At 66.5% G+C, this 14,506-nt stretch carries 11 protein-coding genes and 3 pseudogenes; 8 read left to right on the forward strand and 6 right to left on the reverse strand.

Going from position 1 to position 14,506, the window contains the following annotated elements; translation table 11 throughout:
* Positions 1-121: 121 nt before the first annotated feature.
* A pseudogene (locus tag GVY39_RS33175) lies at positions 122-409 on the forward strand (integrase core domain-containing protein); the annotation flags it as partial.
* A 55-nt stretch (positions 410-464) separates the two neighbouring features.
* A pseudogene (locus GVY39_RS33180) lies at positions 465-1,293 on the forward strand (IS5 family transposase); the annotation flags it as partial.
* 183 nt (positions 1,294-1,476) lie between these two features.
* Here the strand turns inward: GVY39_RS33180 and GVY39_RS33185 are convergent.
* Entirely contained in the window at positions 1,477-1,863 is a 387-nt protein-coding gene (locus tag GVY39_RS33185) for a helix-turn-helix domain-containing protein (RefSeq protein ID WP_201295438.1), read from the reverse strand.
* A gap of 101 nt (positions 1,864-1,964) precedes the next feature.
* On the opposite strand from GVY39_RS33185, the gene GVY39_RS33190 reads away from it, so the two are divergent.
* Entirely contained in the window at positions 1,965-2,111 is a 147-nt protein-coding gene (locus tag GVY39_RS33190) for a hypothetical protein (protein WP_159930929.1), read from the forward strand.
* Between the two features lie 120 nt (positions 2,112-2,231).
* Here the strand turns inward: GVY39_RS33190 and GVY39_RS33195 are convergent, their stop codons facing one another.
* Genes GVY39_RS33195 through GVY39_RS33210 form a run of 4 tightly spaced genes read right to left on the reverse strand, consistent with a single transcriptional unit; the run spans position 2,232 to position 5,151 of the window.
* Positions 2,232-3,473: an alpha/beta hydrolase gene (locus GVY39_RS33195; protein ID WP_159930930.1), complete on the reverse strand. Its 1,242-nt coding sequence runs from the start codon at positions 3,471-3,473 to the stop codon at positions 2,232-2,234.
* Positions 3,470-3,715 (reverse strand): hypothetical protein, encoded by a 246-nt coding sequence (locus tag GVY39_RS33200; RefSeq protein ID WP_159930931.1) that lies wholly within the window; start codon positions 3,713-3,715, stop codon positions 3,470-3,472. Before GVY39_RS33200 ends, GVY39_RS33195 begins: the two co-directional genes overlap by 4 nt.
* A complete protein-coding gene (locus GVY39_RS33205) occupies positions 3,712-4,368 on the reverse strand; it encodes a VOC family protein (protein ID WP_159930932.1) in 657 nt (218 codons plus the stop codon). The genes GVY39_RS33200 and GVY39_RS33205 overlap by 4 nt, the downstream gene beginning before the upstream one ends.
* A 27-nt stretch (positions 4,369-4,395) precedes the next feature.
* A complete protein-coding gene (locus GVY39_RS33210; protein WP_159930933.1) occupies positions 4,396-5,151 on the reverse strand; it encodes a maleate cis-trans isomerase in 756 nt (251 codons plus the stop codon).
* A gap of 205 nt (positions 5,152-5,356) precedes the next feature.
* Between GVY39_RS33210 and GVY39_RS33215 the strand changes: the two genes are divergently transcribed.
* From GVY39_RS33215 to GVY39_RS33235, 5 genes are read left to right on the forward strand one after another with little or no spacing between them, the layout of a single operon-like run.
* Entirely contained in the window at positions 5,357-7,483 is a 2,127-nt protein-coding gene (locus GVY39_RS33215; protein WP_159930934.1) for a hydantoinase/oxoprolinase family protein, read from the forward strand.
* A gap of 17 nt (positions 7,484-7,500) precedes the next feature.
* Positions 7,501-9,822 (forward strand): hydantoinase B/oxoprolinase family protein, encoded by a 2,322-nt coding sequence (locus tag GVY39_RS33220; protein ID WP_159930935.1) that lies wholly within the window; start codon positions 7,501-7,503, stop codon positions 9,820-9,822.
* Between the two features lie 28 nt (positions 9,823-9,850).
* Positions 9,851-11,533 carry a (2,3-dihydroxybenzoyl)adenylate synthase gene (locus GVY39_RS33225; RefSeq protein WP_159930936.1) on the forward strand — a complete coding sequence of 561 codons (1,683 nt, stop codon included), beginning with the start codon at positions 9,851-9,853 and terminating at the stop codon, positions 11,531-11,533.
* Positions 11,533-13,065, forward strand: coding sequence for an FAD-dependent monooxygenase (locus GVY39_RS33230; RefSeq protein WP_159930937.1), 1,533 nt, complete (start codon positions 11,533-11,535; stop codon positions 13,063-13,065). Before GVY39_RS33225 ends, GVY39_RS33230 begins: the two co-directional genes overlap by 1 nt.
* Positions 13,066-13,076: 11 nt before the next feature.
* On the forward strand, positions 13,077-13,829 hold the full coding sequence (locus GVY39_RS33235; RefSeq protein WP_159930938.1) for a TetR family transcriptional regulator: 753 nt from the start codon (positions 13,077-13,079) through the stop codon (positions 13,827-13,829).
* 343 nt (positions 13,830-14,172) lie between these two features.
* On the opposite strand, the pseudogene GVY39_RS33240 reads toward GVY39_RS33235, so the two are convergent.
* Positions 14,173-14,337: pseudogene (locus GVY39_RS33240) on the reverse strand (IS701 family transposase); the annotation flags it as partial.
* Between the last annotated feature and the right edge of the window lie 169 nt (positions 14,338-14,506).

Below are 14,506 nucleotides of genomic sequence, written 5' to 3' on the forward strand. Positions count from 1 at the left end.
TGCCGAAATCCGGGTCACGCGACGCACGACCGGCCGAGCGGGTGCTTCGACCTCACGACGCACCGAGCCACACAACGCAGCAGCGAGAAGACTCTACTGAGTTGACATCCGTTAGGAACTCAACGGTTCCTGTTACATCTCACAGCTGTGGCAAGCCGAGCTGGCCGCGACCGGTATCACGCACAAACGCACACGGCCCTACCGGCCGCAGACCAACGGCAAGGTCGAACGGTTCAACCGCACCCTGCTCGAGGAATGGGCCTACGCCCACCCCTACCGGTCCGAAACCGAACGCCGCGCCGCGTTCACCGACTGGCTTCACGCCTACAATCACCACCGCGGCCACACCGCACTCGGCGGACACCCACCAGCCAGCCGCGTCCCCAACCTCTCAGGTCAGTACAGCTAGGTTCTGTCTCCCAATCGTCTGATCAGTCAGCTTTGGGGTGGGCCGGTGGTGCATTATGTCCGCTGTGGCGAGGTCGGCGGGTGATCGGTTTCAGGTGTTGACGGACAGGCAGTGGGAGTTGCTGGAGTTGCTGTTGCCGAATCCGAAGGGCGGGTGAGTCGTAACTTCGCCAACAATCGTCTGGTGGTGGAGGGGATGCTGTACCGGTTGCGCACGAGTTCGCCGTGGCGGGATCTGCCGGAGGTGTTCGGTCCTTGGCAGACGGTATGGAAGCGGCACCGCCGCTACGCGGCTGACGGCACGTGGGATCGGGTGCTGACCGCGTCGCTCGCGCTGGCTGATACCACCGGGGGACCTGGACTGGGTGGCCTCGATCGATTCCATGGTCGTGCGGGTGCACCAGCACGGCGGCGGTGCCAGGCGCGACTCGGTGTCTGGGTTATGAACCGCCGATCATGCGATCGGGCGCTCACGTGGTGGGTTGACGACCAGGGTGCATCTGGTCACTGACGGCCGCGGTCGGGGCTTGGCGGTACAGCTCATGCCGGGACAAGCGGGCGACTCGCCGATGCTCGCGCCGCTGTTGGAGGCGGTCGCGGTACCTCGCCTCGAGGGCGGCCCACCGCGGCGCAACCCCGCAGGTGCTGATCGCGGACAAGGCGTATTCCTCGGCCGCCAACCGGGCCTTGTTGCGGCGCAAATGTATCCGCACCGTCATCCCCGAACGATCCGACCAGACCGCCAACCGTAAACGTAGAGGTCACCGCGGTGGCCGAGCGCCGGACTTCGACCGAGAGACCTACAAGCGGCGCAATGTCATCGAACGCGCCTTCAACAAGGCCAAACACTGGCGCGCAGTCGCCACACGGTATGACAAGTTGGCCAGGTTGGTGGCGTGGGTCGCCTCGGTTCCATGTGAGCTGCCGTTGATATCGTTCGCTATGCCGATCCCGTGGCGAGCGGCCGCCGAATCGACTCACCTTCGATCCGGGCGTAAATGCCTTCCGCGTCTGGCGTCGGAGTTCAGCCCGAGGTTCGGCCCGGCCGGCCGAGACCGCTGTCTCTGGTCACCGGCTGTTGTCCCAGCCTTCCTGGGCCGTCCGAATCGTCGGCGTGCTCGCACCTATCCAGCTGATCAGGCCGCAGAGATGGCGGGCGGCCTCCTCGCCGAGGCCGGTGAGCGCGTACCAGACCTGCGGTGGCTTGACCGGTAGGACGGTGCGCTCCACCAGACCGTCCCGCTCCAGCGTGCGCAAAGTTTGAGACAGCATCTTCTCGTTGATCCCCTCGATACGGTCCCGCAGCTGATGGAAACGCCGAGAGTCGGGGCGCAGGGCCGCCAGCACCAGTAGCGACCAGCGCCCGGTGAGATGCTCGAAGATGTCACGACTCGGGCAGTCACGGCGAAAAACCGAGCTATTCGCCTCGTCATTCACCTGGGAACTTACCTCCACGACTTAAGCTTACCTCTTAAGGTGGCTCTTTACCTTCAGAAAGCTGCTGACCTAATCTCGAGGCGTGGATGTGACGGCCAGCCGAACTGTCACCGAGGTCGTTGACCACCACCGTCACGCCTTCGCGAGCAAGCGCCTCCCGCAACAATCATCGTGTTCCGCCGGCCGAAGCGGTCACCGACCGCTGCTGCGGCGAATGGCCGAACGGCATTCCTATTGCCGCGATCGAACCGAGCCAGCCGATTTGACCGGCGTGCAGACCCCAGGCTGATAGCCGAAGAGTGATGGCACCACCAGCCCGAACATCAAGATGTCGTAGCCCTCGAGAATCAGTGCGAACAGACACAGACCGGTGACCAGTCGTGCGGTCATCCCGGGAACCGCTCGTCAAGCCAGCCGCCGATCTCGGCCGCGGCCAAGGCGGCGCCGGTCGGTGCGCCGGGGCGCATCGGTCCACCGAAATGGGTGCCGGCCACCCGGCGGTGTTCGACGTCCGCGCCCAGCGCCGCCACCATCGATATCGCGTCCGAGGGGAAGCAGACGGAATCCCCGGTGAGCTCCACTAACAGCGTCGGGGCCGTTACACCCGGGGCGCAGCGCAGGAAGTCCGCGTTGGTGGTGTTCGCCGACCAGGTCGACATCCAGGCATCCGGCGTCACCAGCCGGCCGAAGCCAACGAGGCCATAGTTCGTCAGGTCGGGTCGGCGGCCGAACAATGACCCGTAGGGCCGCTCGTTCGGGTCGATCGACAGATCGACGAAACGCAGGTCGGCATCGGTGCGGTAGACCGTGAGCACGCGAGGTGCGAGCGATGCCCTCCGGTCGGCCGGGTTCGACGAGGCCTTGAATCGGGCGCGGGCCTCGTCGGCGAGGGCCACGCGTGCCTTGGCCTCGGCGTCGATCCGCGCTACCCGCTCCGCCTGCGCGGTGCGGTACCGCTCGATGAATTCAGATGTGTACGTGGATGATTCGCCGGGCTCGGCGAAGCCGTTTGCTGGTGAGAACGGGTCGAGTTCGGGGACCACCGACAGCGGATCTGCCTCGTCTGCCACCGATGGATCGATCAGCCGCTGAAGCAGCGCGCCCTGCCCCGGGTGCGGCGCCATGAACACGGCGGCGGCCGGTACGGGCATGTCGGCTGAGGGCAGGTCTACCGGGCGACCCGAAGGTGCCTTACCCAATCGGGCGCACGAGGCGAGGCCGGCCTGCTCATGGTAGAACGCGAACAGTGTGCCCCCGCCGGAATGTCCCAAGGTGACACGGTTGTCGAAGCCGTGATCGCGAAGGAATACCTGCCCGGCGGCCACATCGAGCAATGCCTGCTCGTGGATCAGGTCGAGGTCGTTGTTCGTCGACCGCGTGCCCTGTGTCCAGACGGCGAACCCGCGCGCCACCAGTTCGGGCACCAGAACATGGTGGGTCAGGTCCTGGCGCGGGTGCATCAGGGAGACCACCGTCGCCGCACCGGGCAGGGTCCGCAGAACACCGGAGACCTTCCACCCGTCGAACGTTGTCAGTTCATGGACCGTGGTGACGGTGCCGGCCGGTAGCTCGGCGGATTCGATGTACCGGCCAGCGCCGAGCCGCGATTGCGCGGCGGGGGTGCTCACCGCGCCTCCAACCGCAGCGCGTCCTTGTCCCACTGGGTGATCTTCGTGTCGAGTAGGCCCGCGACGCTGCTGTACCAGACCGCGTGCCTGCACCTGGTCGCGCGACGGTCGATCAGGATCGGGCCAGGAGCACTGACCTTGAAGTACGGACCGACCTGGTCGACGCTGACGGTGTCGACCTCCGCGGCGACAGCCACGATCGGACGGTTCTCAGGGACATCGAGTATCAGCACGGTGGTCACCGCGCGGACACCTCCTCGGCGGCAGCTGCGGTGGGTTGCCCGGCCTGCCATTTCTCGGCGCGCTCGACGATCAGCTCCGCCTTGCGGACGAGCAGCGCGTCCATCGACGGCGCGGGACCGGACACCACGTCGACCAGTGCGTCGATCGTGATGTTCGCGTCGAAATCCTCCTGCGTTGTCACCGGCCGCATGGCCCGGGTGATCTCGATCATGTAGCCGTTGGGGTCGTGGGTGTAGATCGACTCGATCGTCTCGTGCTGGATCTGCATCTCGACCGGCCATTCACTCGCATCGAGACGACGACGGTATTCCATCAGGTGTTTTTCGCTGTCCACGTGGATCGCCAGGTGACGCGAGCGGATGAACCAGATCGGCACGTCTGCGGCGAACTTCGAGTACGCATCGCCCTGCGGCCCACCTTCGAACTCGTCGAGCCCGAAGTAGTAGAAGAACGCCAGGCGGTCGTTGTTGCCGATGTCGAAAAAGAAGTGGATGAAGTCCGGGTGTTGCTCGGGGCCCCAGCCCGCGGCGCAGATCGAGTGCACCACCGGAAAACCGAGGGTGTCGCGATAGAAGCGCACGGTGTTTGCTGGGTCGAACGTCGGGTAGGCGACGTGGTCGACGCCCCGGACCAGATGCCGGGTATCGGACATGCGAATCTCCTTGGGGTTGCGTAGGGATCAGACTGAGACGACCCCGGCATCGGTGCGCAGTAGGCTGCCCGCGCCGTCGATCGCGACCGGGAGCCCCAGCCCGCGCAGGATGCTGTAGGCGCCCGCAGTGGCGGCCGAGACCACGGGCAGGCCGAATTCGTCCTCGGCGGGCTGCACCAGGCTCAATGACGGCATCTGCACGCAGCAACTGATCACCAACGCGTCGGAACCGGTGAGGTCTAGCGAGCGGGCGGCCGCAATGATGTGCTCGCCCGGGATGCAACCGACTTCGTTGTTGTCGGCCACCTCGAGCGCACGCCAGCCGGTGACCTCGAAGCCCTCCGCCTCGAGGTACTCAACGACCTGCTGCGCCAACGGCTTCATGTACGGCATCACCAGGGCGATCCGTTTCGCTCCCAGCGCGTGCAGACCCTCGACCAAGGCTCCTGCGCTGGAACGGATCCGCGCCTCGGATCCGCCGAGCGCCAGCTGCTCCGCGACGGCGGCCTCGACCCGCTTATGCTCGCCCGGCCCGCCGACCATGATCGCCACCAGGCAGGCGTAGAGGATCACCTCCGGCGTAGCGTCAGCGATCTCCATCACGCACCGCTCCCGCTGGGCATTCATGGCTGCCAGCCCCTCGGGCGAGACCACGTGCATCCGCATCCGGGTCGAGTGGAACGAGAAGTCGGCGCCGGGATGGCCGCGCAGGATGGTCGGCATCTCGGTCTCGACGGTCACATTGCTGCTCGGTACGACGAGCCCGATCCGGTGAGTGCTCATAGAGGCCCTTCAAGGCCAGACAATTAATCGGCGCATACGACGATTATTTGACGATAATGTCAATAAGTCAAGAGTGAAGCGCGTCGCCCTGCGAGCGAGCCGGCCGCTCTATTGACTTTCTCTGCGTGAGCGTCTAATAATCGTCACAGTCGTCAATTAGTGATCCGGGTCACGCACATCGTGAAGCCGAAGGAGAGTAGGAACCATGGCATACGTAATCGGAGTGGACGTCGGCGGCACATTCACCGATGCCGTCCTCGCCGACGGCGCGGGCATGGTCATCGCCGGTAAGGCACCGTCGACCCCGCCCGATTACTCAGCGGGCGTCATGGACGTGCTCGAGGTAGTGGCCGAGCAACTCGGCGTGCCGGTCGAGCAGATGCTCGCGAACACCCACCACATCGCGCACGGCACCACGTCGTCGCTGAACGCGCTGGTCATGAACCAGGTCCCCGACATCGGCTTCCTCACCACCAAGGGCCACCGCGACTCGATCTACATCATGAACGTCGAGGGACGGTATCTCGGCCGCGCGCCGGAGGAACTGCAGAACCCGCTCGGGCAGAGCAAGTCGCACGGCCTCGTGCGCAAGCGCCACGCCCTCGAGGTCACCGAGCGTGTGGACCGGGACGGCCGCGTGGTGGTTCCCCTCGACGAGGACGAGGTGCGTGCTGCGGTACGCACGCTCGTGGCCGACGGGATTTCCGCGATCGCCGTCTCGCTGCTGTGGTCGTTCCGCAACCCGGCCCACGAACAGCGGATCCGCGATATCGCGCACGAGATCGACCCGGGCCTGTTCGTGGCGATCTCGAGTGAGGTGTCACCGCGTATCCGCGAGTTTGCGCGCAGTGCCACCACCATCATGAGTACCCAGATCGGCCCAGGTCTGCGTGACTATCTGGGCGAGCTGGAAAACAAACTGCGCGCCAAGAAGCTTGCCGGGCCCCTGCTCGTGATGCAAAGCAACGGTGGCGCGGTCGCCGCAGCCGAGGCACCCGGCAATGCGATCTCCACCGTGGGATCGGTGCTCACCGGTGGCGTCGTCGGAGCGGTGTCGCTCGGGCGGCAGTTGGGCCACAGCAACATCATCGCCACCGACGCGGGTGGCACGACATTCCTCGCGGGCCTCGTCGTCGAGGGCGAACCGGTGCGGTCGTCGGTCACGATCATCAATCACCACCCGATCAACGTGCCCACGCTCGAAGTGCACGCGATCGGTTCGGGCGGGGGTGCGATCGCCTGGATCGATCCCGGCGGCAACCTGCAGATCGGTCCACACAGCGCCCAGGCCGTGCCCGGCCCGGCCTGTTACGGCAACGGCGGCACGGAGCCCACCAACACCGACGCCAACCTGGTGCTCGGCATCATCCCCGAACGGGGCCTGCTCGGCGGGCGACGCGCGCTGGATGTAAGCCTCGCGCGCGAGGCCATCCGCACCCGAATCGCCGAACCGCTCGGGCTCAGCATCGAGGATGCGGCCGCTGCCATCTATGAGGTACAGAACGCGCAGACCGGGGACCTGCTCCGCAAGACCGTCGTCGAGGCCGGTTACGACCCGCGCGACTTCATCGTCTATGCCTTCGGCGGTTCCGGCCCCGCGCACTGCGGCCTGTACGCGCAGGAGATCGGCGCCGCCGACGTCGTCGTGCCGCTCGGCCAGGTGGCCTCCGCCTTCTCGGCCTATGGCCTCGCTTCCTCGGACATCGTTCTGACCAAGGAGATGTCGGACCCCGCGGCCCTGCCGCTGGACCCGCAGCGCGTGCAACGCAACTTCGAGCTGCTCGAGGAGCAGGTTCGGGAGCTGCTCGCCCGCCAGGGCATGAACTTTTCCGCAATCGAGGTCGAGCGCGAACTCGACATGCGCTACACGATGCAGCTGGCCGAGGTGGCCACGCCCATCCCGAACGGTGACCTGACCGCAGCGCACCTCGCCGAGGCGGCCGACCGGTTCGAGGCCAAGTACGCGGATCTGTACGGCAAGGACAGCGGCTTCCGTGAGGCGGGCGTCCAGGCCATCACCTATCGTGTGCGCGGCACCGGAATCCTGCCGTTCTCGCCGACTCTGCCCCCGATGGAACAGGCGGACTCCGCTGATCCGACGGTGGCGCTCACCGGCATGCGCAAGGTGTGCCTCGGCGTCACCCATGGCTACGTCGACACCGATATCTACGACTACACCAGGCTGCGTGCCGGCCACGTCCTGCGCGGGCCCGCGGTGATCGAGGTGCCGACCACGACCGTGGTCGTCCCACACGACACCACCGGCACCATCGACAAACTCGGCAATCTGCACATCGCCGTCGACGCGCCCGCCCCCGTCGCCCAGGGCTGACCCAGAGGAGAACTCTCATGACCACACCGATCCCGGGCTCGGAGATCTTCTCCAGCCGCCCCCTCAACCCCGAGGCGCTCGGACGCGCCGTCGGCTCGATCGTCGAGTTGCACACCGTGACCCAGGAGCAGATCGACGCCGTCGATCCGCTCACCTACGAGGTGATCCGCCACCGTCTGTGGTCGATCACCGACGAGATGGGCGAAGCCCTCAAGCGGATGTCTGGTTCGCCGATCGTCACCGACGCCAACGACTTCGACTTCGCCGTCAGTGACGAGGTTGGGCAGGAAGTTCAGGTAGGCCTCTACAACACCATGCTCGTGGGTGCGGTGGACCTGGCCATCTACTGGACGCTGCAGCACCGTGCCGACAACCCCGGCATCGCCGACGGCGATATGTTCCTGTGCAACGACCCGTGGGTCGGCGGCGGCCTGCATCAGAGTGATGTGATCGTATACCAGCCGATCTTCCACGAGGGCAAGCTGTTCGCGTGGACGAGCGCGATCTGCCACGAGCCCGACCTCGGCGGCTCCGGCCTCGGTTCGTTCGATCCCGGCGCCAAGGATGTCTTCTCCGAATCCCTGCCCACCCCGCCGATCAAGGTGGTGCGCCATCACGTGCTGCAGCGTGATGTCGCCGACGCGTGGACCAGGCGCTCTCGCGTTCCGATGCTCGTCGGCCTGGACTTGCGCGCCAAGATCGGCGCCAACACCGTCGGCCGCAACCGCCTGCTCGCCGTGATCGAGCAGTACGGCGCCGACACCGTCAAGGCGGTGATGAAGCGCATGATGAACGATGCCGAATCCCGCCTGCGGAGCAAGCTGGCGAGCCTTCCGGACGGCACCTGGAAGGCAACGGGATACCAGGACCAGGCCGCTGTGGGCGACCGGGGACTGCACAAGATCACGGTCGCCATGACCAAGTCCGCAGACCACCTGACCTTCGACTTCACCGGCACCGACCGGCAAACCGGCGTCATCAACTGCACCTACGCGGGCATGCGCGGTGGCGTGATGCTGGCTCTGCTGCCGATCCTGGCCGGCGATATCCCGTGGTCGGCGGGCGGGCTGATGCGCTGCTTCGACCTGGTGTCGGAGGAGGGGACGATCAACAACGCGACGTTCCCCGCCGCCGTCAGCCGCGGCCCGATCGGTCCGGCCTGGCTCACCGGCAACCTGATCGCGGAATGCCTGGCCCAGATGTTGGATCGCAACATCGAACTCGGCAAGAACGTGCAGGCATCCTGCTGCGGTACGTGGGACACCGCGGTCGTCGCCGGCCTGGATGAGCGGGGCGAGCAGCCCGTGCCATTCCTGAACATCATGATGGAGCCGATGGCCGGCGGCTACGGTGCGCGGCCGGTGGCCGACGGCATGGATACTGGCGGCCTGTTCTGCATCCCGATGGGCCGTATCCCGGACACCGAGATGACCGAGTTCCTCTACCCGCTGCTCACGCTGTGGAGACGTGAGGAGCCCGATTCCGGCGGCCCCGGCCGGATGCGCGGCGGCGTGAGTGCCTCACTCGCGGTTACCCCATACGGATCCAGCGTTCCGATGGGCCTTGTGTTCGCCTCCGCGGGCAAGGCCGTGGCGCAGAACGGCGGACTCGCGGGCGGCCTGCCCGGTAACACCGGGCTGGAGATCCTCGCGCGTGATTCCGGTGTGCAGGAACTGCTCTCGTCCGGCAAACTGCCCGGCACCCTCGACGACCTCGCCGGCACACGGGAGATCGGTGCCTGTTACGCCGAGAGCTATCTAGCCCCCGGCGAGGTGCTGTACATGCACTGGCAGGGCGGTGGTGGCTATGGTGACCCGTTGCGCCGCGAGCCCGACTCTGTGGCCAGGGACGTGGTGAACGGCAAGGTGACCGTGGCGGGTGCCCGCGCCAACTATGGCGTCGTGATCGCCGACGGCGAACTCGATGCCGCCGCCACCGCCGAACTTCGCGCGAGCATGCGCGAGGAACGCCGCGACCGCTCCGACGCGCCCGTTTCCCAGGAGGCCACCGCCGACCTGCGGCACGCCCGGCGCATCGACGACAACCTGGCCGAGGCCACCATCGGTGGGACGCGTGTCATCGCGTGCGCGCACTGCGGCCGGGTACTGGGTGACACCAAGTCCGGCAAGCTCGCGCTGGCACGGTTCGAAGGCCCGTCCAGCGTCGCGGGGCCACAGGTCACCTCCGATCCGTGGGAGTACGTCGACACCGACGTCGTGTTCCGCCAGCAGTGCTGCCCCGGTTGCTGGTCCGCGGTGTACTCCGGCATCGTCCCGGCCGACCACCCCGACCAGGCGGGCGAGTTGATCACCCTGCTGCCCGCTGCACCCATCCCGTGAGCCGGCCACACCGCAGAGAGATAGCCCCGTGAAAGCACATGGCTGGAACGGACGCCTTGTCCCGTTTCCGGCCGACCGCGCCGCAGCGTACCGCGCGAGCGGTGAGTGGAGCGAGCTGCCCATCACCGCACGGCTGCACGAGTCGGCGTTGCGGCACGCGGATCGGATCGCGCTCATCACCGCGGAGGCCACCTACACCTACCGCGAGCTCGACGAGCGCACTGACCGGATTGCCGCGGGACTGGCCCGGCTGGGTCTGCAACGCCTGAACCCGGTGATCTTCCAGGTCACCAACCGAGCGTCGACAGTTCTCGCCTGGTATGGCGTGCTCAAAGCCGGCCTGATACCGGTGGCCACGCTGGCCCAGCACCGCAGGAACGAGATCGGCCAGATCAGCGAGAAGGTGGGCGCCGTGGCCCACCTCGTCGAGGCAGGCCTTTCCTTCGACCTCGTCGGCTTTGCCCGCGCGGTCGGCTACGGCCACCCTTCACTCCGGCAGATCCTCTCCGTCGAGGCACCCGCCGCGGAGCCGGGGGTCCATCGGATCGAAGATCTCGGCACCAACGTCGACCCGGCCGAGGCCAGGACGCTCGTCGAGACCATCGAGGCCGAGACCGACCCCGAGGACGTGGCGGTGTTCCAGCTGTCCGGCGGAACGACTGGAGTGCCCAAGGTGATCCCGCGGATCCACGCCGAGTATTGGAACAACGGTGTCTTCTATGCCCGCACCCTGGGGTGGGACGAACAGACCCGCGTGGCGCACTTGCTCCCGGTCATCCACAACGCGGGCATCTCCTGCGCGCTGCACGCAGCCCACGCGGTCGGCGCCACCCTGGTGCTCGCCACACCGAAGACCGAGGCCGCCTTCGACCTCATGGCACGCAGTGCGGTCACCGACGTGCTGATTGGGCACGGTCACTACCAGGCCGTCGCCTCGGCGGAATTCGATCCGGTCCTGCACACCGTGCGCCGCACGGTGCTGTCCGGAGCGAAGGTGCCTGCCGAGCTGTTCGGTAAGCTCGACGGCGGCCGGTCCCATTGGGCCGGGCAGATGTTCGGCATGTCGGAAGGCATGTTTATCGTGACGCCGCCCGATGCCCCCGCGGCGGCGCGGGCAGCCACCGTCGGTTTGCCGATCGCGCCGTCGGACGAGATCCTGATCCTGGAGCCCGGCGGCGAGCAGGAACTTCCTGCCGGCGTAGTCGGGGAACTGTGCTGCCGGGGTCCGTACACGATCCCGGGGTACTTCGGCGCACCCGAACACAACGCGAACGCGTTCACCTCCGACGGCTTCTATCGGACCGGTGATCTGGCGGCGCTGCACGAGTTCGGCGGCCGCCGCTACGTGGCCATCGAGGGACGCATCAAGGACCTCATCAACCGCGGCGGCGAGAAGGTCAACGCCGAGGAAATCGAGCTGCTCCTAGTACGCCACCCCGACATCGTGGCCGCCGCCGTCGTAGCGATGCCCGACGAGCGGCTCGGTGAGAAGGCCTGCGCCTTCCTGGTATCGGCCTCCGGCGACGAGCTGACGATGGCGACCGTACAGGAGCACATGGACGCGCTGGGCGTTGCCAAGTTCAAATGGCCGGAACGCTTGGTCTGGGTGTCCGAACTGCCTCGAACCAACGTGGGAAAGGTCAACAAGAAGGTCCTCCGCGCCGACATCGTCGAGCGGCTGGCGGCAGAGTCGCTCGAAGGGGCACAGTAATGGATCTCGACACGATCGCCGTTCTCGGCGGCGGCCCGGGCGGCTTGTACGCTGCGCGTCTGCTGAAACTGAGCCACCCGTATGCCGAGGTCACCGTGTACGAGCAAGGGGTGCCCGACAAGACCTTCGGATTCGGCGTCGGCCTGGCATCACGGACACAACGTAATCTACAACTCGCCGACGAGGATTCGCTCGACGCCATCGTGGCCGCCGCGCACCCGCATGAGATGTCGATGCGTGTCGGCGACGACGAGGCCCGCCTCGCCCATGGCGAGCTGCTCGCCATCGGCCGGGCCACCTTGTTGTCGGTGCTCCAGACTTTCGCCCGCGCGGCCGGAGTCGACCTGCGCTTCGGTGAACGCCGGTCGGTAGCCGATCTCGATGCGGATCTCATCGTTGCCGCTGACGGTATCTCGAGCGCGACCCGGACTGAACTCGCCGCGGAATTCGAACCGGAGATCGCCGAAGGCGAGGGGCTCTACCTATGGTGCGGCACCGACTTCGCGCTGCCCAGCGCGGTGTTCACACCGGTCACCACCGAGCACGGCGCCTTCGTCGCGCACGCCTACCCGTATGCCGGTGATCGCAGCACCTTCCTGATCGAAACCGACGAGCAGACCTGGCGACGAGCCGGTTTCGACGTATCGACCCGCGCGACGCCGAATGGCGAGTCCGATCAGGTCTCGCTCGACTACCTGCAGGACGCGTTCACGAAGACATTGCAGGGAAATCGGTTGATCGGCAATCGGACCAAGTGGCTGCGATTCCGGACGGTGCGGTGCCGTCGCTGGCATACCCGCAATGTGGTCCTGCTCGGCGATGCCGCGCACACCGCGCATTACTCGATCGGATCCGGGACCAAACTCGCCATGGAGGACGCGATCGCGCTCGATCGTGAATTGCTGGCCGCCGACGGGCTGGACGAGGCGCTCGCCTCATACGAAGCCGAGCGCCGGCCCGCTGTCGGGCACCTCCAAGCCATCGCCGAGCGTTCGATGGCGTGGTGGGACGCCTTCCCCGAGCGCATGTCGATGCCGGTGGAACAACTGATGGTGGCCTACATGACCCGAGCAGGGAAGGTCACCGTCGAGCGCTTCGCGGAGTCCGCCCCGCAGGTCGCGAAGCCGGGCCTGGCAGCATTCGCCGGCGTCGATGCCGACGACGTCCCGCCGCCGGAATCGGTGACGGATTGGATCCTCGGCCGACCTCTGACCGCAGGCGAGCATCATTTCGCCCACCGCATAGCTCCCGACACATTGCGGACCGCGCCCGGCACCGTGCAGATCGACATCACGGTAAGACCGTGGAGTGATGCTGCCGCCGAGCTGATCGCCAGTCTGCCGCCAGCGACCACCTACTGGCTGACCGGCCCCGACGACCGTGAGGCGACGCTCGACCGACTGGACATCGCCGAGCGCATCCGTCGCGAGACGAACGCGATCCTGGTGACAGTCCTGCCCCGCGGTTTCGAGGCCGATGCCGCCGGCGCGGTCGCCAGCGAGCGGGTCGATCTCGTGGCCTTCACCGGATAGCCTGAGTCCCTATGACAACCCAGGCTGCCGACTCGGCCGACCCCGCGCCCAAGCGTCGAGGTCGGCCCAGCGTACGGCGCGAACTCGTCGAACGCGAGATCAAGGAGAATGCCGCACGCCTGTTCGCCGCCCGCGGCGTAGCAGGCACGACCCTGCAGGACATCGCCGACGCGACCGGCCTGACCCGCCAAGCCGTCTACCACTACGTCGCGAACAAAGACGACCTGTTCGCCCAGTTGGTCAGCGAGATTGCCGACCAACCCGCGCAGCTCCTGCACGAGATCAACTCCATGCACGAGTTGAGCCCTTCCGAGAAGCTACGACGAATGGCACACTCGTTGGCGCTGCACCAGATGGATAACCCGGACCGGTTCCGGCTCATGATCCGCTCGGAATCCAACCTGCCAGAGCACCTCGCCAGGTCGTATGCAGCCAGCCGTCGACGCGTCCTCAAGGAACTCATCGAAGTCATCGACGGCGGCATCGCCGACGGAACGTTCCGAACCGTCAACGCGCGCACCGCCGCCTTGGGCATCATCGGCATGCTCAACTGGATAGCCTGGTGGCACCAAGACGGCAACGCGGACCGGAGCGCAGCCGACGACCTCGCCGAGATGGCGGTACGGACGGTTCGAAGCGGCACCCAGACTCCCCAAACTCCGACCGTCGCGGGAATCCTTACGAACGTCCGCCGCGAACTGGACATGATCCAACAACTCGCCGGCGACGAGTGGCCCGACCATCGAGCAGTCCCGAGGTCGTGATCCCAGACCATACCCGCGGCCCGCAAGTCAGCAGCTCACAGTGCGAACCTGCGACCACCCGACACTGGGTCTGGGCCGAATCTGCCGTGCTGCGCGTTAGCCATCGAGCTTGCACCATGTGGTTGACACCGGACGGCTCGGCGGCACGCTGATGTCTGTGTCGCGGTTGGAACGAGGCTACGCGACCCCGACGCACCCGGCGACTAGTGATGGCGCCTGCCACTGGTCAGCGGCCGTTCACCGACCCCACGACGGCCGAGTGCATCGATACTGTCGCTCACGCTGGGAGGTGCGCCCGGAATACACCGATGTTCAAGCAGAAAGGAAGGATTTGCGGCTCCCGACTCACCTCACCAGCTTGCTCGGCCAACGTCCACCCCTTCTTCCGCTCGAGGCACGCCACCAACCCCGTCACGTACTCCCGCGCCCGGCCACGCGGCTCCGACCGCGTGAAACGGCCACCGATCCTCGCGTGCAGCGAATCCAGCTCCGTTGCAACAACATCCACGACCGCGTCAGCAAGCTACCGGACTGACTGCCGTTGCAGCACTAGTACTCCAGCTGCACTTCGTGATGTTGTTGTCGGGTAGCCTATTTCGTCGTGTCAGTGTCGGTGGATGAGGATCTGGCTGCGTGGGTGGCTGGGTTGGATGAGTTGTTCGGGCGGGTTGCGGGCC

It is taken from the genome of Nocardia sp. CY15 (genome assembly GCF_009829295.1).
GTDB lineage: Bacteria > Actinomycetota > Actinomycetes > Mycobacteriales > Mycobacteriaceae > Nocardia > Nocardia sputi.